This is a genomic window from Seonamhaeicola maritimus (genome assembly GCF_008056315.1).
Lineage (GTDB): Bacteria > Bacteroidota > Bacteroidia > Flavobacteriales > Flavobacteriaceae > Seonamhaeicola > Seonamhaeicola maritimus.
This window is the reverse complement of sequence record NZ_VRKQ01000010.1, coordinates 784,419-805,762: the sequence shown is the minus strand read 5'-3', so window position 1 is coordinate 805,762 and position 21,344 is coordinate 784,419. Positions and strand designations below refer to the sequence as shown.

Genomic DNA, 21,344 nt, shown 5'->3' with positions numbered 1-21,344 from the left:
CTATGGCACATGTAAAACCTTATAGCTTATTTACAGATTTCGATATTGATTTATTCAAAAGCGGAAAACACTACAGACTTTATGAAAAATTTGGGTCGCATCTAGTTACAGTCGATGGTATTGATGGTACCTATTTTGCAGTTTGGGCTCCAAGTGCCAAAGCGGTTTCTGTAGTTGGTGATTTTAATTTTTGGATGGAAGGTGAACATCAATTAAATGTACGCTGGGATTCAAGTGGTATTTGGGAAGGCTTTATTCCTATGGTTGGGAAAGGCTCAACATATAAGTATAAAATACAAAGTCACAATAACGATATAAAAACTGAAAAAGCAGATCCTTATGCTAGACGTTGTGAGCATCCGCCAAGTACAGCTTCTATTGTTTGGGACGACTCCTATAAATGGAAAGATAAAGACTGGATGAAAAGCCGTAAAAAGAATAATGCCATTGATGCGCCTTATTCGGTTTATGAAGTTCATTTAGGATCATGGAAAAAGCATGTTGAAGAAAATCGTTTCATGTCGTATTTCGAGTTAGCTGATGATTTGGTTAACTACGTAAAAGACATGAATTTCACACATGTTGAACTCATGCCAATAATGGAGTATCCTTATGACCCTTCATGGGGTTATCAGCTTACTGGATATTTCGCACCTACATCTCGTTTTGGTTATCCAGAAGAATTCAAATATTTGGTTGATAAATTACACCAAAATGGTGTTGGAATCATATTAGACTGGGTGCCTTCACATTTTCCAGAAGACGCACATGGATTAGGGTTTTTTGATGGGTCTAATCTATATGAGCACCCAGACAGAAGAAAAGGCTATCACCCAGATTGGAAAAGTTTAATTTTTAATTATGAAAGAAATGAAGTGCGTTCTTTCTTAATAAGTAATGCTGTATTCTGGCTGGAACAATATCATGCCGATGGGTTAAGAGTTGATGCTGTGGCCTCAATGTTATTCTTAGATTACTCTCGTGAAGATGGTGAATGGGAGCCAAATATTTATGGCGGAAGAGAAAATTTAGCAGTTATCAGTTTCTTAAAAGAACTTAATGAAGAGGTTTATAAATCTTTCCCTGATGTTCAGACTATAGCTGAAGAATCAACAGCTTTCCCAATGGTTTCTAAGCCAACTTTTCAAGGTGGTTTAGGTTTTGGAATGAAATGGATGATGGGTTGGATGCATGATACTTTAGAGTACTTCGGTAAAGACCCTATATACAGAAAATATCATCAAAACGATATTACGTTTAGTTTAGCATACGCATTTACTGAAAATTTTATGCTACCTCTTTCTCATGATGAGGTGGTATATGGTAAAAACTCTATACTTGGAAGAATGCCTGGTGATGATTGGCAACGTTTTGCTAACCTCCGTTTACTTTACGGCTATATGTTTACACATCCAGGAACTAAACTTTTGTTTATGGGTGGTGAATTTGGCCAGTATAACGAATGGGATTTCCAAGAAAGTTTAGATTGGAACTTATTAGAGTTTGAACCTCATCAAACGCTTCAAACTTTTTACAAGGAGTTAAATGCGCTTTACAAATCTACTCCAGCCCTTTATGAAAAAGGATTTAGTAGTGAAGGATTTGAATGGATTAGCTTTGATGATCATGAAAACTGTGTCATGTCTTATATAAGAAAAGGGTACGAATCAGAAAATGATGTTATTGTAGTTTGTAATTTCACTCCAAATGTTCATGAAAATTATAAAATAGGCATTCCTTCTAAATCAAAAATCAAGGAAATATTTAATAGTGATGCTAAAAAATTTGGTGGTAGTGGTGTTGGAAACCCAAGACAAATTACTGCCAAAAAACAGGCTTGGGATGGTAAAGATTATTCAGCAGAAATAACCCTTGCACCATTATCAATTACAGTTTTTCAGATTAAATAATTTTCGTTTTATAAATATCAAATAATTATTGCCCGTGCATTGCATTTTACACAATGAACGGGCAGTATTTTTAATAAATAGAAACCTTTATATTTTTTCAATTTTAGTATTTTCGTCAATTAATTAATTGACTCTCAGAATTATGATTTTAAATACTGAATTAGAATATAAAGGAGACTTATTTCCAGCAACTATAACTGACTATAAGAAAGATGTAGATGTTCTGTATTTTTCCACTTCAAATAATGTAATCTTACAACTAACTGTTTTAAGAGATAGTGTTTTTAGATTTAGATACACTACCGTTGGAAAGTTTGACAAAGACTTTTCATATGCCATAGACCAAAACGCTAGCAGAGGTTATAACCACCTTGAAATTGATGATGATAAAGAAAAGTATATCATTACAACTTCAAAATTAATCTGTCATATATACAAAAGCGATTTAAGAAACTCTATTCTTGATGCTAAGGATGGTAAAATAATTTGTCAAGACGAATTAGGATTCCACTGGGAAGAAAGCTATGAATTAGGTGGTGATATTGTAAAAATGAGTAAAGCTGCTCAAAACGGTGAAAGTTATTATGGTTTAGGTGATAAGCCAGAACACATTAACTTAAAAGGACGTCGTTTTGAAAATTGGGCAACAGATTCTTATGCTTACGGCAAAAACACAGATCCAATTTACAAGGCTATTCCTTTTTACACAGCTTTACACAACGGAAAATCTTATGGTATTTTCTTTGATAATAGTTTTAGAACGTATTTTGATTTTTGCAGTGAAAGACGTAATGTAACTAGTTTCTGGGCCTCTGGTGGAGAAATGAATTACTATTTCTTTTACGGACCAAAAATGCAGGATGTAGTAACAAGTTATACTGATTTAACAGGGACTCCGGAGTTGCCTCCATTATGGGCATTAGGATATCACCAGTGTAAATGGAGTTATTATCCAGAATCAAACGTAAAGGAGATTACTAATAAATTTAGAGAACTTAAAATTCCATGTGATGCTATCTATTTAGACATCGATTACATGGAAGGCTTCCGCTGCTTCACATGGAGTAAAGAATATTTCCCAGAGCCAAAAAGAATGGTTAAGGAATTGGCTGACGACGGATTTAAAACCGTTGTTATTATTGATCCAGGGATTAAAATTGATATGGAATATGATGTATTCCGTGAAGGTTTAGAAAAAGATTACTTCTGTAAACGCGCCGATGGGCCTTATATGAAAGGTAAAGTATGGCCTGGGGAATGTTATTTCCCAGACTTTACAAGACCAGAAGTACGCGAATGGTGGGCAGGTTTATTTAAAGAATTAATAGAAGAAATTGGCGTTAAAGGTGTTTGGAATGACATGAACGAACCAGCTGTAATGGATGTTCCTGGAAAAACATTTCCATCTGACGTACGTCATGATTATGATGGAAACCCATGTTCTCACCAAAAAGCGCATAACATTTACGGCATGCAAATGGCCAGAGCTACTTACCATGGCTTAAAACGATTTAATTACCCTAAACGTCCGTTTGTAATTACCCGTTCTGCATATTCTGGTACACAACGTTACACCTCAACTTGGATGGGCGATAACGTAGCTACTTGGGAGCATTTACAAATTGCAAATATTCAAGCACAACGTTTGGCTTTATCTGGTTTCTCTTTTGCGGGATCTGATATTGGAGGTTTTGCTGAACAACCAAACGGCGAATTATACGCACGTTGGATTCAATTAGGTGTTTTCCACCCGTTCTGTAGAACACACTCCTCTGGAGACCATGGTGATCAAGAACCTTGGGCTTTTGACGAAGAGATTACAGATATTGTTAGAAAGTTCATTGAAATTAGATATGAACTATTACCATATTTATATACTTCTTTCTATCAATATCATCATGATAATGTACCGATGTTAAAATCACTGGTATTATTTGATCAAGAAGATACACAAACGCACTATAGAACAGATGAGTTTATCTGTGGAAATCAACTTTTAGTTTGTCCAATTAACGAACCTAACTCTAAAGGCAGACGTATGTATATCCCAAGAGGAGAATGGTACAACTACTGGACAAAAGAATTGATTAGTGGTGGTAAAGAAACTTGGGTTGATGCAGATTTAGATAGTATGCCTTTATTTGTAAAAGCAGGGGCTATTATTCCTAAATATCCAGTACAACAATACGTTGGAGAAAAGGATATAGACCAATTAACTTTAGACGTTTACTATAAAAATGGTAAAGAAGATTCTGAAATTTATGAAGATGCTAATGATGGTTATGATTATACTAAAGGACGCTATAGTCTAAAGAAATTTAACTTAGCAGGTAATGGAGATAAGCTAATTATTAGAATTCATAAAAGAGGTAAATTTTTAGCTCCTTATGATACCTTTAAGATTAACATTCATGGGTTACCATTTAAAGTAAAATCTATTAAAGTTGATAACGAATATGTAGATTTAAAAGATGTTCAATTTAAGAACAACACTTTAGTTGTAACCAAAGAATTTACAAACCTTCAGCTAAAGGCGGATTAGGTTTTCAATAATATCACTTTTTAAAAGGCTTTCCGAGGTATACCAAACGAAAGCCTTTTTCTATTTTCATAGATTTGCTGTGAGATGAAATAATTTCAAGCACGCCTTTATTATCTTTAACCAATAAAGGCACCATTTCTTCATCCTTATTAGTAGTTTCAATTAGTTCTTCGTAATGTTTTCTATCCTTAATTTCAATCTCATGAATAGACGGGTATTTAATTGCTATTTCGGTTAGTGAATTAAAATCATCGGTATGGGAAAATAAACCTTCCTTTGGATTATTTTCAGGGTCATTCCCTTCTTCCAAAGTTATTAACCTAAAAGAACCATTTTCCCCAAATTGTTCGCTAAACTTACTAATGGCATAATTATTAATATCTGCACTTCCGGTAAGCGCCATTAAGAATCCAATATCATTTAATTCAATATTATCTTCTAAAGTAACCGAATAGATGTCAGTATTAATGGCTTCAAGCCCCATGTCTTGTGCTTCTTTAACGTTGGTTTGGTTACTGTCAATCAATACAACATGTCTTTGATTATCTACCAAATATTTTCCAATTATGCGCGACACAGGCGAAGCGCCCACTATTAAAATACCTTCGGAATTTTTCAAAAACACACCTAATAACCTTGCAACATATCGTGCTGTTGTTGCATTAAGCAATACCGTCCCCAATACAATCATAAAGACTAAAGGCGTTATATATTCCGCACCTTCAACGCCTTGCTTAACTAGTTTACTTCCAAATAATGAAGCAATTCCAGCTGCCACAATTCCTCTTGGTCCTACCCAACTAATAAATAATTTTTCAGGAGTTTTTAATTTCGATTTAGAAGTGCTCAAAAATACCGCTAAAGGCCTAATTACAAATACTACAGCAGCAAAAAGTAGCCCTGTTTTCCAATTGTAGAGCAACATCATTTCTTCAATATTGATATTAGCTGCTAATAGAATAAAAAGAATAGAAATGAGTAATACACTAAGTGATTCTTTGAAATACAGTAATTCTTTTATATTTTCCAATTTACCATTTCCTAAAACCATTCCCATTACTACTACTGCTAATAATCCAGACTCATGAGCAAAAATTTCAGATTCTACAAAAACAAGTAATACCGTGGATAAAGACACTACATTCAATAAATAATGTGGAATAAGTTTTTTATTAATAACAAATGCCAATGCATGAGCAAACGTAAACCCAAATGTGGTACCAAAAAGTATAATTTTACCAAACTCAATCAGAGCTGTTTTAGTAAAACCACTATCACCTTCAACACTAATAAATTCAAATACTAATACAGCTACAAGCGCTCCTATTGGGTCTATTAAAATGCCTTCCCATTTTAAAACGGTTGAAATATCTTTTTTAAGCGGAATATTCCTTAATATGGGTGTTATTACAGTAGGACCCGTAACAATTATCAAACCTGAAAACAGAAAAGACAACTCCCAACTCAAATTAAAAATAAAATGCGCTAAAATTCCAGCACCAAAAAATGTTACCGCAGAACCTAATGTTATTAATTTAGTAATAACCGGTCCTACATTTTTGATTTCTGAACGCTTTAGAGTTAAGCCGCCTTCAAAAAGAATAATACTTATGGCTAGCGAAACAAAATAAAATAAACCCTCGCCCGGAAACAGGCCATTTTTACCATTCCAAATGGGTTCAATCCATTTACCTCCATCTTCACTTAAATATTCAGCAGCAATTGGGCCAACCAATAAACCAATTAAAATTAACGGCAAAATCGCTGGAATTTTAAATTTCCAAGCAACCCACTGCGCTAAAATTCCGAGGATAATAATTCCAGCAAGTTCTAACATGTAAAAACCATTTTTATCAGTTTACTAATTTAAGGTTTTATATTTTTAAAAAAAGACTATCTTTCACATCCTAAACTTATCTTATAAAGTGTCGTTACAACCATTTAAAAGTATTGCTATTGGTGCCGCCTTTTCACCTAATTTAAAAGCAAATCTTTATGAAGCCGCCAGATTATCTTTATTTTTCGGATCTAAATTATTTTTAATTCATGTTGGAGAAGCTTCAGACGACAAGATTAAAACCCTTAAAGTTTTTTTAAATCCTTTTAAAAAAGACAATCTAGATTTTGAAGTGGTTTTTAAACCAGGGGATCCTGTTGAAGCTATTTTATCTGTTACAGATGAAAAAAACATAGACCTCCTAATCCTTGGAGCTGTACAACGTGAACGTTTTATAAAATATTACGTAGGGTCTATTGCCCGAAAAATTACCAGAAAAGCTAAATGTTCTGTTTTACTACTAATTAAACCTTCAGTTGAAAGAGTAGCTTGTCAACATATTGTGGTTAACGGATTGCAAGACCCAAAAACTGAACAGACCATTAAGGCTGCCTTTTATTTAGGCAAACAGTTAGAAGCTGATAAGATTACTATTGTTGAAGAAATTAAACAAGAACAAGTGGCTATTAAAGTTGATGATGATAAATCTTTACGTAGAGCCAACATAATGAAAGAGCGGATTAAACTGAGAGAAAACTCAAGAATTAAAGAAATAATAGAACACATACCTGAAAAATACACCAAAGACATAGCTATAAAATCTCAGCCTATTTTTGGTAAACAAGGATATTCTATTGGGCACTACGCGCAAATATCAAGAGCTGATTTGTTGGTTATGAATGCTCCAAGTAAAATGACTTTTTGGGATAGATTATTTCCACATGATATAGAACATATTTTAACAGAATTACCAACCGATGTATTAATCCTTCAATGAGTCCGAAAAAGAACAACATAAAAGACTTTTTTAAGGTCTTGCCAAAAAATATCTTCTCCGGTTTTGTGGTGAGTCTTATAGCACTACCACTTGGTTTAGGATTGGCAATGGCTAGTGACGCTCCTCCTATTGCAGGTATTATTGCTGCTATTGTGGGCGGTATTGTGGTATCCATTTTTGGTGGCAGCCATGTTACAATTGCTGGCCCAGGAAATGGTTTGGTAGGCGTGCTTTTAGTTGCCATTACTTCTTTGGGGCTAGAAAGTGCTTATGCCGCCATAGTTTGCTCTGGTGTGCTTATTATGTTGTTGGGGTTCTTTAGAATGGGGAAATTAGCCGATTTCTTTCCTTCCTCAGCAATACAAGGTATGCTAGCTGCAATTGGACTCATCATTCTAGGTAAGCAATTTCATATTATGTTAGCTCATAAGATAAAAAGAGAAGACACACTTGATTATCTCATTGAAATTCCATTTACCTTAAATGATGCTATTCATTATGAAAACAAAGGGCTCATTTTTGCGGCGTTAGCGGGCATTATAAGTTTGGCAATCATGATGTTTTATGCAAAACTTAGAAATAAATATTTACAACTTATTCCTGCCCCAATGTGGATTGTTATTCTGTCTATTGGATTTAGCTACTATTTTGAATTGGTGCTCCATGAAAACAACCCAATTTCAAACCAATACATGATTTCTGGGATACCTAGTATACAAGAAATTATTGCCGATATTCAAATGCCTTTATTCTCTAAAGTTGGTACTATTTCTTTTTGGTCTAGTGTTGTGGCTATAACCTTAATTGCCAGCATTGAATCACTATTAAGTATTAAAGCTGTAGATAAGTTAGATCCTGAAAAACGTCGTTCTAATGTAAATAAAGATTTAAAAGCGCTAGGTTTAGCGACAGTTGGTAGTGGGTTTTTAGGTGGTCTGAATGTGGTTACAGTAATTGCACGCAGTTCAGTTAATGTTAATAATGGAGCTACAAATCGTTCCTCAAATTTTGCTCATGCAACATTTTTAGTGCTTTTTATCGTTCTATTTAGCACGCAGTTAACCCGTATACCCTTACCTGCTTTAATGGCAATTCTAGTATATACCGGTTATAAATTGGCATCACCAAATGTAATTAGAAAGATTTTTTCAATAGGAAAAGAGCAACTTATTATCTTTTTTGTGACTCTTTTTGTAACTCTCAAGATTGGATTAATATCTGGGATTTTTGCTGGTGTTTTAGCAACAATGCTTATTCACATAATAATAAACAAGAGTGTTTTATTATTTCTTAGAAATGTTTTGAAACCTAATGTTCTTATGTATGAAGAAGCAGACGACGAGCATAATTTTTATGTTAGTGTTAAACACTTTTGTAGCTTTTTAAACTATTATAAGCTAAAGGACAAATTAGATGCTATTCCTGAAGATCATGATGTAATTGTAGACTTTTCGTTATGTAGTTTTGTAGACCATACGGTTATGGAAAACATGCATAATTATCAAGAACTATTTAAAAAACGTGGTGGTCATTTTGATGTGATTGGTTTAGATATGCATGATACGGATTCTGAACACCCATTTGCCTTAAGACGTTTACTTCCTGTACCAAATATCATCAAAAACAATCTTACAAGACGTCAAACAAGTATGGAAGAGTTGGCTAAGGATTATGATTTAAAATATAATTCTGAAAACCAAAAAGAAGTAGGTTATTTAAGCAGCTTTTTGTTTTTTAATACTAAAGAGATAGACCATATCTACAATCAGTTGTCGTATAAAAATGACTCTTTAAATATATTTGATATAGAATTTTCAGAAGGTGAATTTATAGCCAAAGAGGTTATCAGATCCACCATGCTTCATATTAAATTAGAGAAGGGTATTCCAGAATTTACTCTAGATCGTGAAGGTTTTTTAGAACGCGTATATGCCTTTGCTGGTTTTAAAGATATTCCTATTCAAGATCACTCAGATTTTTCAAGGCGTTTTTATTTATTAGGTGATAATGAAGAAGCCATTAAAGCATTCTTTAATGATGATTTAATTCACTTTTTTGAGAGCAACCCTTATTATCATGTGGAATCAAATGGAAATTCATTATTAATCTTTGGAAAAGAAAGGTTAGCAAGTGTAAAAGAAATTAAAGGACTTTTTGACTTTGGTAAACGACTAAAAGACGTCATTTCTAATATTTAATCACTTTTTCACCTTTAAACTCTTAATAAAATCTTAACAATTCTTAAGTATCGTTTAAGATTTCTTAATTTTACTCACAAAGTGAAAGTTTTATGCTCTGAAGCTTACTTCGAATTTAAACTATGAATTTACACCCTATTAATGCTGGACAATTTAAGTTGGATGGTGGAGCTATGTTTGGCGTAGTTCCAAAATCTTTATGGCAACGTACTAATCCTGCGGATGCGAATAATATGATTGACTTAACAGCACGTTGTTTACTCATAGAAGATGGTGATAAATTAATTTTGATAGACAACGGAATGGGTAACAAACAGTCTGATAAATTTTTTGGTTATTATCACCCTTGGGGTGATTTTACTTTAGATAAATCCCTCAAAGAACGTGGTTTTCATAAAGACGATATCACTGATGTTTTTATGACACACCTTCACTTTGATCATTGCGGTGGAAGCATTCAATGGAATAAAGATAAAACAGGGTATGAAACAGCATTTAAAAATGCTTATTTCTGGAGCAATAAAAACCATTGGCAATGGGCAACCCAACCAAACAGACGTGAAAGAGCATCTTTTCTAACAGAAAATATACTTCCAATGGAAGAAAGCGGGCAGCTTAAATTCACCTCAATTCCTGAAAGGGATATTTTAAATAATTCAGAATTAGGTTTTGATATTCTTTTTGTTGACGGGCATACAGAAAAACAAATGCTTCCTATGATTCAATATAAAGGCAAAACCATTGTTTTTATGGCAGATTTATTACCTACAGTTGGCCACTTACCATTGCCTTATGTAATGGGTTATGACACTAGGCCATTGTTAACTTTAGATGAAAAAGAAAAGTTTCTTAATCTTGCTGCTAAAAAGGAGTATTATTTATTTTTAGAACATGATGCTCATAACCAAATAATAACAGTAAAAAATACAGAAAAAGGTGTTCGTTTAAAAAGCATTCACACCGCAGAGGAAATATTCAATTAAAATTAATTAAAATAATGAGAACATTTAAAGCATTAAGCATTTCAGCATTTTCAGCCATCATAATATCAAGTTGTGGGACTGCAGATATTGTATCTACACCTATTGAAAATATAGATAAAAATCCATTAAAAGTATCAGAACTAACAAAAGCAGAAAAGGAAAATTGGGGTCATTTAGATTTAGTGAAAGATACTATTCCTGGTATGAGTGTAGATAAAGCTTATACTGAAATTATCAAGAATAAAAAAGGTAAAAAAGTAATTGTTGCCGTAATTGATTCGGGTATTGATATTGATCATGAAGATTTAGATGGAGTTATTTGGGTAAACAAAAAAGAAAAACCAGGTAATGGGGTAGACGATGATAGAAACGGTTACATTGATGATATCCATGGTTGGAACTTTTTAGGAGATGGGTACGACGAACAATTAGAGTTTATTAGAATTTTAGCTAATGGAGACAAGAGTAACCCAGATTATGCAAGAGCACAAGCTGAATATGAGAAAGAATCACCTAAATGGACAGAGCGTAAAACGCGTTACGAGCAAATTTTAGCACAAGTAAAAAGCACTCACGAAACATTAACAAACCACTTTGGAAAAAAAGATTATACTAAGGAAGAGGTAAATGCTATAAAAACTGAAGACAAAGGTTTACAACAATCTGTTCAGTTGGCAAAATATATGTATGGCAATGGTTTAGACTCCCTACAAGAGGCTATAAAAGAGTTAGAAGATGGATTAGTAAGTATTAATGAGCGTTTAAATTATCATTTAAACAAAGAATTTAATGGCCGCCTTAATGGTGATGACCCTAATGATTTTACAACTAAGTTTTACGGTAACGGAAATGTAAAACCGGTTAAGAAAAGTGAGAGTCACGGTACCCACGTTGCAGGTATAATTGCTGCTGAACGTAACAATGGTTTGGGAGCTAATGGTGTTGCAAATAATGTTGAAATAATGTGTGTTAGAACGGTGCCTAACGGTGATGAGTATGATAAAGATGTAGCACTGTCTATTCGTTATGCTGTTGATAACGGTGCAAAAGTTATTAATGGTAGTTTTGGCAAAAGCTTTTCTCCTCACAGTGCCTATGTAAGAGAAGCCATTGCTTATGCAAGCGAAAAAGATGTGGTTTTTGTTCATGCTGCAGGTAATGATAGTAAGGACGTTGATACAGAAGCTAATTTTCCTGATGACAACGTAGATTATGTTGAGGTTTCTAATACTTATATTAGAGTTGGTGCTTTGGCTCCAAAATATGGTTCTGGTTTATTAGCAAGTTTTTCAAACTACGGAAAGAAAAATGTAGATGTATTTGCTCCTGGAGCTTCAGTATATTCTACAACACCAGAAAACGAATATGATACTAAAGGAGGTACTTCTATGGCGGCTCCGGGTGTTGCCGGTATTGCGGCTTTAATTCGTTCTTATTATCCAAAATTAAGTGCTGCTCAGGTTAAGCAAATAATTATGGATTCTGGTTTAGCTATACATTCTAAAGTTATTGTAGGAGGGAATAGCGAAGATGTTAGACCATTTGCAGACGTTGTGAAATCTGGAAAAATTGCTAATGCTTACAACGCATTAATAATGGCCTCTAAAATGTCGCATTCAAACTAAATTTTATTATAAACAAACCCCTAGTGCCAGTTATTAGGGGTTTTTTATGGTTCCTTGGTAGGAGCTCATTCAAAACACTGGTTATATTCTAAAAAATGAAAAATAACCTGAAAGTTTGTTCAAACTTAAACTCTAAGAAATGAATCGTTTTCTTTTTGGCCTTTTTAGCCTTGTTATTTTTATCTCTTGTAGTGGATCTAAAAGAGTTGTTGGTAACACTCCATCAGCACCTAATCTGCCCATAACCTCTTCTGTTTCTACGTCAAATTCCACCTATTGGCAACAACATGTAGATTATAAAATGGAAATTGATATGGATGTAAACTCATATCAGTACAAAGGAAAACAGACGTTGGTTTACACCAACAATTCTCCTGATGTATTAAACCGCGTTTATTATCATTTATATTTTAATGCCTTTCAACCAGGAAGCGAAATGGATGTGCGTTCTCGCACTATTGCAGACCCAGACGCTAGGGTTGGAGACAGGATTAGTCATTTAAAACCGGATGAAATTGGATACATTAAAGTGCGTTCTTTAAAACAGAATGGTGCTGTTTTAAACCACGAAACTGTAGGAACTGTTTTAGAAGTTGATCTAGAAAAACCTATTCAACCTGGTGAAAAGGTAACTTTTGATATGATTTTTGATGCTCAGGTGCCAGTTCAAATCCGTCGTTCAGGAAGAAATAATAAAGAAGGTGTGGCGCTGTCAATGGCGCAGTGGTATCCAAAACTGGCAGAATATGATTTTGAAGGTTGGCATGCAGACCCATATATTGGTCGCGAATTTCATGGGGTTTGGGGTAATTTCGATGTAAAACTAACTATTGATAAAAACTATGTGGTTGGAGGAACAGGCTATTTACAAAATCCAAATGAAATTGGTCATGGGTATGAAACCGGTACAATAAATAGGTCAAACTCTAACAAACTAACATGGCATTTTGTGGCGCCTAATGTACATGACTTTACTTGGGCGGCAGACCCTGACTACATTCATGATACCATGCAGGTTCCTAATGGTCCGTTGCTTCACTTTTTATACAAAAAGACTATGACTCAGGAACAAAGGAGAAATTGGAAAAAAATCCAGCCTAAATCTGTTGAGTTCATGCAATATTTTAGTGAAACCGTTGGTAAATATCCGTACAAACAATATTCTATAATACAAGGTGGTGATGGAGGTATGGAGTATGGCATGTGCACACTTCTTTTAGGCGAAGGTACATATGAAGGTATTTTGAAAGGGGTTATAGCCCACGAAATGGCGCATACTTGGTTTCAATTTTTATTAGCTTCTAATGAATCCAAACACCCATGGATGGATGAAGGTTTTGCTACTTATATAGAATACCATGGTATAAATCTTATTTTTAATGAAAAAAAAGCAAACCCCTTAAATAAAGCCTATAATAACTACATATACCTGGCCAACTCGGGAAGAGAGCAACCACAAACAACTCATTCAGATCGGTATGTTTTTAATAGAGCTTATTCCCTTACTTCTTATTACAAAGGCGCGGTATTTTTATCTCAACTTGGATATGTTATTGGTCAAGAAAACCTTAAAAAAACTATTAAAAAATATTTTAAAGATTGGGCATTTAAGCACCCAACACCTAACAGTATTATTCGTTCTGCCGAAAAAGTATCAGGTTTAGAATTAGATTGGTATTTAATTGATTTCGCACAAACCACTAATACCATTGATTATGGTGTAAAGTCTATTGAAGGTAATACCATAACTTTAGAACGCATAGGTTTAATGCCAATGCCTATTGATTTAACCGTTACTTACCTTGATGGTTCTGTTGAAGATTTTTATATTCCTTTGCAAATGATGCGGGGCGAAAAACCAACCTCGGCTACCATAATTAAAGATTGGGCTTGGGCTTATCCAACCTATACTTTGAAAACGTCAAAAGCAATTAAAAGTGTTCAAATAGATCCAAGCGGTTTGATGGCAGATGTTGATAATAGAAATAACAAAATGTAAGATTCAATTATACACTGTATCAAAAGCGTTTCTAGAATTAGAAGCGCTTTTTTTATACCTTTAGAGAAACCAACCTCATAATAATAAATGAAAACAACACCAGCGCATAATGAACGTGTGAGAAAAATGAAATTTTATTCGGTATTTCCACATTACGTTACAAAAGTTGAAAAAAAGGGTAGAACGAAAGAAGAACTTTTTACTGTAATTGAGTGGTTAACAGGTTTTAATGAAGAAGACCTCAATAAGCTTATAGATGAAAAAGTGACCTTTGAAACGTTTTTTGAAAGAGCCACTTTAAACCCCAATGCGCATTTGATAAAAGGCGTGGTTTGTGGCTACCGTGTGGAGGAGATTGATAATCCATTAACTAAAAAAGCAAGATACTTAGACAAGCTTATTGATGAACTTGCAAGAGGTAAAAAGCTCGAAAGTATTTTACGTAAAGAAAAATAATGGAGAACTCATATCAATTATTACTTTTTTAATATGTAACCTTTTTTTCAATTTCTTTTTATAAAATGAAAATTAAATTATTTCACCTTTTATTGTCATTTTTACTATTCAGTATCACATTCAAAATAAACAGTCAAAACCAAGAAAGGACCCGCTTAATTATTCTAGCTGATATGGGTAACGAACCCGATGAAGTTCAGCAAATGGTTCATATGGTTGTTTGCTCAAATGAATTTTATCCGGAAGGATTCATAGCGGTTACTGGAAAATACCTGCATCCGGAATCTCATGAAGCATATCGTCGTGTTACCCATCCTGAATTATTTCATGACATAATTGCTGCCTACGAAAAGGCTCTGGATAACCTCAAAAAGCACGATACAGGTTGGCATTCACCAGGCTATTTAAGATCTATTGTTTGTAGCGGACAACCAGGTTATGGTATTGCAGATGTTGGTGAAGGTAAACAATCTGAAGGCTCAGAATTAATTTTAAAGGCGCTTGAAAAAGATGATGATAATCCTATTTGGGTGGTTGTTAATGCCGGTTCAAACACACTTGCCCAAGCATTATTAGATTATGAAAAAACGCATTCCAAATTAGACTTAAAAGCAACTATAGGTAAATTAAGAGTTTTTGAAAATGGTGCGCAAGACAATGCCGGTGCTTGGATTTGTAATCGATACCCAACCATTCATTGGATTAGAAGTAACTACCAAACTTATGCCTATGGTGGTCCAGGATCTACAGATGGTGATTTAACGGTTAATTTAGGACCTCATTTTTGGGGAGATTATGAGTATAGTGTTTCTGGCCAAAATGAATGGCTTAAAGAAAACGTCATGAATAATCATGGTCCTCTAGGAAAGGTTTACCCTGAAAGACGTTACCACGGTTTTAGAGATGGTGGCTTAGGTTTTATGGAAGGTGGTGGTACTATTCCGTGGATGGGTTTAGTAAATCATGGATTGTTTGATATTAACCAGCCCTCATGGGGTGGTTGGGGAGGAAGGTTTACCCCAGAAAAAGCACCCGATTTTTGGTCGCGTCACAAGGATATTTATCAAGATGAAAAAGCTAACTCTCCATTTTATGTTTATAGAGAAGTGAGTGATGTTTGGTACAATGAAAAAGATGAAAAAACATACCACGGAAATTACGTTCCGGTATGGCGTTGGCGAGAAGCTATGTTTAATGATTTAAAATGTAGAATGGACTGGTGTATAAAACCGTTTGAAGAAGCTAACCATCAACCTATTGCAGCGTGGAATAAAGATAAAAGCGACTCTATTGTCTATTTAGATGTTATGCCAGAAGAAGTACTTTCTTTAGATGCTTCACTTTCATCTGATCCAGATAATGATTCACTCAATTTTAAATGGTGGATTTATAATGAAGCTGGTACTTACTCTGGTAAAGTTATAATTGAAAAACCTTCAGAAGTTATAACTAAATTATATGTTCCTTCAGGTGCAGCAGGTAAACAGATGCATTTGATTTTAGAGGTAAAAGACAACAATAGTATTGCGCCTTTATTTGATTATAGAAGAATTGTCCTAAACGTTTCAAAACTTTATAATCATTCAAACGTATCGCGTCAAAAAGACTAAAAAATGAAAAAACATTTTTTAAAAATTTTTAAAATAAGTGTCATTACCTTGGGGCTGCTTTATGTGATTCTTTGCGCTTTTTTCTATTCGCTTTCAGGAAAAGTCCTTTTTAACCCTAAAAAATTGGATGCTAATTTTCATTATCATTTTGAAAAACCTTTCGAAGAAATTAATATCAAGACACCTGATGGTAAATTATTAAATAGTCTACTATTTAAAGTTGAAAAACCCAAAGGTGCCGTACTTTATTTTCATGGAAACTCTGGTAATATTAATGGGTGGAGTTATTTGGCCCCTATTTACAATAATCTTAATTATGACCTTTTTATTACAGATTATAGAGGATTCGGGAAAAGCGAAGGAACTATAGAGAGTGAAACACAAATTTATAATGATCTTCAGTTAATTTATAACAAGGTAAAGGAGCGATATTCTGAAGACAAAATTGTACTCATTGGGTATTCAATAGGTTCCGGTTTAGCAACTAAAATAGCCTCGGAAAACAATCCGAAGCTTTTAATTTTACAAGCACCATATTATAATATTCCAGATTTGATACATAGTAATGTTGAAAAAAGTGATTCTTGGTTGCATAAACTGGTGAAAATTTGTCCACCGTTTGTATATAAACTAAAGTTTAAAACCAATGAGTTTTTACCAAAATGCAATATGCCAGTGACCATTTTTCATGGTGATAAAGATGAGCTGATATATTATGGTTCGGCACTTAAACTTCAAAAATTATTTAAACCAGAAGACAAGCTTATTACACTGAAAGAACATGGTCATGAAGGAGTAAATAATAACAAAACCTTTCAAAACGAGTTGGAAATTCTTTTAGAATAATAGTATTTAGACTTTGTGAGAAACTAGAAATATCAAGCAGTTATTTAAGCTCTTTTTTTAAAATATTTCTAAATCTAGTTCCACTGATGTAATGGTCTTCTAATAGTCTACCGTCTCGTAAAAGGTTAAAGACACCAAACCCTGAAGGTGCATTTTTTGCTTTTTCTACAGTATTTATTTTTGACACTTTCAAATCTATGCCATAGTCCATGGCAATATTTAAAATAGCTTCTACAGATTTTTCATTCCATGGGCATTGGTCTGCATAAAGGATATGCCAACCTTGATATTTTTTCTGTTGGCTTGTCCAATTATAAAATTTTGGGGTTTCAGAATTCTTGCCCCAAGTTTTTGATAACAGTTCAAACCTGTCTTTAGTATCAATTTTGGTAAACCCGTTTTTTTCAAAAAGTGTTTTATCTGCTAACCAAGAACCATTACTTATCATAACACAAATACCATCCATTCCATTAGCTTTTGCTTCTTTTTCGGCATCTTCAATAAGTATTGAGGCAAATCCCTTATTTCTATCCTTTTTAGAATATATGTAAGTACAGTGTATGAACATATAGTTCTCGGCATCTATAGGTCTCCACGCGCTAATGGCGGGGACATATTCAATAAACCCAATCATTTTATCAGCTTCATTTTTAAGGATTTTAATTTTCAACCCTTCATTAAAGCGCTTTTCAAACCATTGGTGCTTATCTTTAAAACCATGTCTTTTGGTGTCTTTTATACAAAAGAAAGTTTCTTTTTCTGCGTTTTGGGGTGTAACCTCAACAATCTTCATGATTTCTGTTTATGTGTTACTCTCAAACCTTTATACCACTCCTCTCTTTTATACATATAGGTTTTAGCTACACGTTCACGATTATTTAATCTTAAATGTGTTTTATCTGTATATCGGCTTCGGTAGCCTAATAAGTGAAAAATAGCTTTAGCATAAAACTTGGTAACTTTTAAATCTACTTTTAATGTGCCTTCTTTTCTATTTAACCAAGAAATTCCTGGTAATGCCACTAAAAGTCCATCTACCCTAATGCGTCTTAAAAATGCCGATAACCTTAAGAAAAATGGTTTAATAACGCGAATGATAAAAAAGCCTTCAGCTCCTTGCTTTTGATATAAAGGCATAAATATTACGCCGTTTCTTTCTGAGAATATATTAGATCCGTTACTAACGGCAAGAGGCACCCCTTTTTTTATAGATTGAAAACTTTTAAAGCCATTTAACATTTTAAAGTTTTCGTCCTTTTCAATTTTATGTAAATGAATAACTTCTAAAAAACTTTGGGTGTTTTCTGCTTGTTCTTTTAGTAAATTGTAAAAATTGTCAAAACCCTTTATTGATTTTTTTTCCAAAATTCCAGCACAAACCAAGGCTAAATTTAAAAAAGCTACGCTATTGGTAACAGCATCAGCCTCATAATGCTGGCCAGATTCAAAACCTAGTGAGACATACCCCAATTGGTTTACGTAACTTAACAGGGGTCCCGTTAAATACTCTTCAATTCCGAACACAATAGGGACCGGAAAATGCTTTGAAAATTTACGGTTAATTAAGGCATCGTTTATAGTAATAAAAGGCAGTGTTTTACTAGAAGTAGTGTGGAGGTCAATAAAATAATATGGCGGTTTTCCTGCTGCTAATATTTCGTTTAAAATATCTAATAAAACTAATAACTCTTTTTCATCTGCATTTAAATTAGACTTACCCTTAATTGTATCAATGTTTTGTGGAGTCCAAAGCCTATTTAAATCGGCATCAATAAAACGTTGCTGAGCTTTAAGCGCTTTAAGATTTCCGGCGATAGCATAAATAGTTCCGTTTACTGTTTTAGGGTTAATGTGTTTTAAAACTTCTTCAACAGCAAAAACACCAGCGGTTTCGTTGCCATGAATACCAGCAAAAATAACAAAGGTTGGTCCTGAATTGTCACCCACAACCTTACCAATGTGTCTTTCAACCTGAATGGTTTTATTTAACGCTTTACTATAAACATTTAACATACATTAAAAATCGGTTAACGTAATTAAGCCAATTAATTTATTTTGATTTACAACCGGTAAACTTCCTATTCCATGTTTTTCCATTAAAGCCTTAGCCTCATCAACAGGTGTGTATTCATCAATGGTAACAATATCTGTTTTCATAATAGTTTTTACACTTTTATCAAGCTTTTTAGGATCATCTAAATAGTCTTTTAAGTCTGTCCAACTTAATAAACCTATTAATTCTCTATCCCCATTAATTACTGGCATATGATGAATATTTTTCCATTTCATAATATTTAAAACTAGCTCTACGCTGTCTTTTTTATCAACAGAAAAAATATCGGAACTCATTATGTGTTTAACAACTCTTAAGCCCTTAAATCTTGATTCTGTGCTATGGTGTAACATGCCCCAAGTAGATACTGGATAGCCCTTTTCTTGTTTATCGTATAAACTAGCTGTTAGCACCTGCATAGCCTCATAGGGTTTATGTGTTTTTAGTAAGCGCCTGTAATTTCTAGTTAGCCATTCTGAGCCATTGTTGTTGTGTACTCTATTTTTAATGATTTTTAAATAATATTCAGCATCTTGTGGAGATACTCCAACTTTATACAAGCCTTTATATGCCATTGGTAATAGTTCGTTCACAATTAAATCGAAGCTAGAGACATATTCTCCATTCCAATAAAATTGTGTTGCCATACCATAACGTGCTGCATTAAAGAAATTGGTTTTCACATCTTTAAAATCCCATTGTTCATGTATGTTATTATACTTTTTAGGTTTCCCTAACATAACACCAACCCAAAACATCATATTGGCAATTTCATCTTTAACTGTTGGTCCAGAAGGAATATACCTGTTTTCTATTCTTAAATTGGGCTTTCCGTCAATCACACCATAACAAACTCTATTCCATGGATAAACAGTACCGCTATGAAGCCCTAAAGCTCTTAATTTTGGCATTTCTCCGTTATTAAGCATTTCAATACTATCCTTAATATATGCTGTAGTTAAAAAACTTCTAAATCTTGAAATGTTGTCTTTAAAAATATCTGTAAGTGGTCCTGTAAGCCATTTGGTTCCAAAACTAACTCTAGATTGTTTTTCATTTAATAAAAAAGAATTGGCTCTGGTGTCTACACTTTGGGTAAATAAGGCAATCCTTGTTTCGCTCCAAAGCTCTTTTCCAAATAATAAGGGCGAATTGGTACAAGCACTTAAAATAGGACCAGAGATTGCTTGAGCCCAATTATAATTATCTACAAAATCTTTAGAACCCAATTGTAGGTGCATCTGGAAGCTAGTATTACAACCTTCTAACATAACAGAATCGTGTAATAAATTAAGTTCATCAACACCCTTTATATGAATATCAAAGTTTTGCCTTCTATGACCTTTTATAGCATCATTTAAAACAGCATAACGCTCTAACTCTGTCATATTTTGTTCATCGGCGTTTTTAACGGTAAGTGAAGGCAAAATACCTGTTAGTATTATTTTAGCACCTTTTTTTGAAGCAGATTTTTTAGCCTTATCTAATAAAAGCTCTAGTTGCTTATGCATTTTAGAAAAGCAATCACCTCCTAAGTTGTGGGCGTCTAAATTAATTTCAAGGTTATAATTACTAATTTCTGTAGTGAAATGGTCATCATTAATATCATCTAAAATCTCTAAGGATTTGTTTTCAGGTAAAAAATGGTCATTCACTAAGCAAAATTCTTGTTCTGCTCCAATTCTTAACGGGCCTTCCTCAATCAGGCCTCTTTCAATTATTAAATCAAGTGCTTTAATATCATTTAATAAATGATAAATATAATTGGCTCTATCTTTTTTAGACTTTATTTCAAAAACATTTAAATCTCCCATAACCCTATGTTTTAATATACTTTAACTTAGCTAAGTTAATTTTGAATAGGGCCTAAAACTATGATTTTTATCATGTAGGAGTTCAGCAAATAAGGCGTGGTCTAGTAATGATTTTTTTATTTCATTACCTTTGGATATCTAAATAAACCTACTTGAATTTTACTTACAATAAAAAAGAAAAACTTAAGAGCAAGAAGTTAATAGACCAGCTGTTTACAGAAGGACAATCTGTTTCTGCTTTTCCGTTACGATTGGTCTTTTTAGAAACTACCTTTGATGACAATGTAATTGCTAAAACGGGTGTGTCTGTTAGTAAACGTTATTTTAAAACAGCCGTTGACAGAAATCGTATAAAACGTTTATTAAGAGAGTCTTACAGACTAAATAAAGCTGGTTTTTTTAACAACATTACAACACAATATGCGTTTATGATTTTGTACATTGGTAAAGAGAAACCAACGTTTACACTAGTAGAAAATAAAATGAAAATATTGTTCGATAAGTTTTCTAGTAAAATTTCCTAATAAAAATATA

General features: G+C 33.6%; 15 protein-coding genes. 11 read left to right on the top strand and 4 right to left on the bottom strand.

Annotated elements, in window-relative coordinates; translation table 11 throughout:
• Positions 1-2 precede the first annotated feature (2 nt).
• On the top strand, positions 3-1,910 hold the full coding sequence (gene glgB / locus FUA22_RS11715; RefSeq protein ID WP_147768546.1) for a 1,4-alpha-glucan branching protein GlgB: 1,908 nt from the start codon (positions 3-5) through the stop codon (positions 1,908-1,910).
• A 142-nt stretch (positions 1,911-2,052) separates the two neighbouring features.
• Positions 2,053-4,452, top strand: a complete 2,400-nt coding sequence (locus tag FUA22_RS11710) for a glycoside hydrolase family 31 protein (protein WP_147768544.1) — start codon at positions 2,053-2,055, stop codon at positions 4,450-4,452.
• A gap of 13 nt (positions 4,453-4,465) precedes the next feature.
• Here FUA22_RS11710 and FUA22_RS11705 read toward each other — a convergent pair whose 3' ends face one another.
• The gene (locus FUA22_RS11705; RefSeq protein WP_147768542.1) at positions 4,466-6,289 is read right to left on the bottom strand and encodes a cation:proton antiporter; all 1,824 of its coding nucleotides are present in this window, start codon (positions 6,287-6,289) and stop codon (positions 4,466-4,468) included.
• 88 nt (positions 6,290-6,377) lie between these two features.
• On the opposite strand from FUA22_RS11705, the gene FUA22_RS11700 reads away from it, so the two are divergent.
• The 8 genes from FUA22_RS11700 (at position 6,378) to FUA22_RS11665 (ending at position 16,943) form a co-directional block, all read left to right on the top strand.
• Positions 6,378-7,226: a universal stress protein gene (locus FUA22_RS11700; protein WP_147768539.1), complete on the top strand. Its 849-nt coding sequence runs from the start codon at positions 6,378-6,380 to the stop codon at positions 7,224-7,226.
• On the top strand, positions 7,223-9,424 hold the full coding sequence (locus tag FUA22_RS11695) for a SulP family inorganic anion transporter (protein ID WP_147768537.1): 2,202 nt from the start codon (positions 7,223-7,225) through the stop codon (positions 9,422-9,424). Before FUA22_RS11700 ends, FUA22_RS11695 begins: the two co-directional genes overlap by 4 nt.
• A gap of 122 nt (positions 9,425-9,546) precedes the next feature.
• Positions 9,547-10,407 carry an MBL fold metallo-hydrolase gene (locus FUA22_RS11690; protein ID WP_147768535.1) on the top strand — a complete coding sequence of 287 codons (861 nt, stop codon included), beginning with the start codon at positions 9,547-9,549 and terminating at the stop codon, positions 10,405-10,407.
• Positions 10,408-10,421: 14 nt separating this feature from the next.
• Positions 10,422-12,032: a S8 family serine peptidase gene (locus FUA22_RS11685; RefSeq protein ID WP_147768533.1), complete on the top strand. Its 1,611-nt coding sequence runs from the start codon at positions 10,422-10,424 to the stop codon at positions 12,030-12,032.
• A gap of 139 nt (positions 12,033-12,171) precedes the next feature.
• Positions 12,172-14,031 carry a M1 family metallopeptidase gene (locus FUA22_RS11680; protein WP_147768531.1) on the top strand — a complete coding sequence of 620 codons (1,860 nt, stop codon included), beginning with the start codon at positions 12,172-12,174 and terminating at the stop codon, positions 14,029-14,031.
• Positions 14,032-14,118: 87 nt separating this feature from the next.
• Positions 14,119-14,487 (top strand): DUF2200 domain-containing protein, encoded by a 369-nt coding sequence (locus FUA22_RS11675; RefSeq protein WP_147768529.1) that lies wholly within the window; start codon positions 14,119-14,121, stop codon positions 14,485-14,487.
• Positions 14,488-14,552: 65 nt separating this feature from the next.
• Entirely contained in the window at positions 14,553-16,097 is a 1,545-nt protein-coding gene (locus tag FUA22_RS11670; RefSeq protein ID WP_147768527.1) for a nucleoside hydrolase-like domain-containing protein, read from the top strand.
• A gap of 3 nt (positions 16,098-16,100) precedes the next feature.
• The gene (locus tag FUA22_RS11665) at positions 16,101-16,943 is read left to right on the top strand and encodes an alpha/beta hydrolase (RefSeq protein WP_147768525.1); all 843 of its coding nucleotides are present in this window, start codon (positions 16,101-16,103) and stop codon (positions 16,941-16,943) included.
• Between the two features lie 40 nt (positions 16,944-16,983).
• On the opposite strand, the gene FUA22_RS11660 is transcribed toward FUA22_RS11665, so the two are convergent.
• From FUA22_RS11660 to FUA22_RS11650, 3 genes are read right to left on the bottom strand one after another with little or no spacing between them, the layout of a single operon-like run.
• Positions 16,984-17,736, bottom strand: a complete 753-nt coding sequence (locus tag FUA22_RS11660) for a GNAT family N-acetyltransferase (protein ID WP_147768523.1) — start codon at positions 17,734-17,736, stop codon at positions 16,984-16,986.
• Positions 17,733-18,956 (bottom strand): succinylglutamate desuccinylase/aspartoacylase domain-containing protein, encoded by a 1,224-nt coding sequence (locus FUA22_RS11655; RefSeq protein WP_147768521.1) that lies wholly within the window; start codon positions 18,954-18,956, stop codon positions 17,733-17,735. Before FUA22_RS11655 ends, FUA22_RS11660 begins: the two co-directional genes overlap by 4 nt.
• 3 nt (positions 18,957-18,959) lie before the next feature.
• Positions 18,960-20,810: a CBS domain-containing protein gene (locus FUA22_RS11650; RefSeq protein ID WP_147768519.1), complete on the bottom strand. Its 1,851-nt coding sequence runs from the start codon at positions 20,808-20,810 to the stop codon at positions 18,960-18,962.
• Positions 20,811-20,962: 152 nt separating this feature from the next.
• Here FUA22_RS11650 and rnpA point away from each other — a divergent pair, with 152 nt between their 5' ends.
• Entirely contained in the window at positions 20,963-21,334 is a 372-nt protein-coding gene (gene rnpA / locus FUA22_RS11645; protein WP_147768517.1) for a ribonuclease P protein component, read from the top strand.
• The last annotated feature ends 10 nt before the right edge of the window (positions 21,335-21,344 follow it).

What these genes read in the sequence shown, in the direction of transcription:
- FUA22_RS11695 (WP_147768537.1), top strand. Translation starts at nt 7,223, where the DNA reads ATGAGTCCGAAAAAGAACAACATAAAAGACTTTTTTAAGGTCTTGCCA.
- FUA22_RS11680 (WP_147768531.1), top strand. Translation starts at nt 12,172, where the DNA reads ATGAATCGTTTTCTTTTTGGCCTTTTTAGCCTTGTTATTTTTATCTCT.
- FUA22_RS11690 (WP_147768535.1), top strand. Translation starts at nt 9,547, where the DNA reads ATGAATTTACACCCTATTAATGCTGGACAATTTAAGTTGGATGGTGGA.
- glgB (WP_147768546.1), top strand. Translation starts at nt 3, where the DNA reads ATGGCACATGTAAAACCTTATAGCTTATTTACAGATTTCGATATTGAT.
- FUA22_RS11675 (WP_147768529.1), top strand. Translation starts at nt 14,119, where the DNA reads ATGAAAACAACACCAGCGCATAATGAACGTGTGAGAAAAATGAAATTT.
- FUA22_RS11660 (WP_147768523.1), bottom strand. Translation starts at nt 17,736, where the DNA reads ATGAAGATTGTTGAGGTTACACCCCAAAACGCAGAAAAAGAAACTTTC.
- FUA22_RS11665 (WP_147768525.1), top strand. Translation starts at nt 16,101, where the DNA reads ATGAAAAAACATTTTTTAAAAATTTTTAAAATAAGTGTCATTACCTTG.
- FUA22_RS11710 (WP_147768544.1), top strand. Translation starts at nt 2,053, where the DNA reads ATGATTTTAAATACTGAATTAGAATATAAAGGAGACTTATTTCCAGCA.
- FUA22_RS11705 (WP_147768542.1), bottom strand. Translation starts at nt 6,289, where the DNA reads ATGTTAGAACTTGCTGGAATTATTATCCTCGGAATTTTAGCGCAGTGG.
- FUA22_RS11650 (WP_147768519.1), bottom strand. Translation starts at nt 20,810, where the DNA reads ATGGGAGATTTAAATGTTTTTGAAATAAAGTCTAAAAAAGATAGAGCC.
- FUA22_RS11655 (WP_147768521.1), bottom strand. Translation starts at nt 18,956, where the DNA reads ATGTTAAATGTTTATAGTAAAGCGTTAAATAAAACCATTCAGGTTGAA.
- FUA22_RS11670 (WP_147768527.1), top strand. Translation starts at nt 14,553, where the DNA reads ATGAAAATTAAATTATTTCACCTTTTATTGTCATTTTTACTATTCAGT.
- FUA22_RS11685 (WP_147768533.1), top strand. Translation starts at nt 10,422, where the DNA reads ATGAGAACATTTAAAGCATTAAGCATTTCAGCATTTTCAGCCATCATA.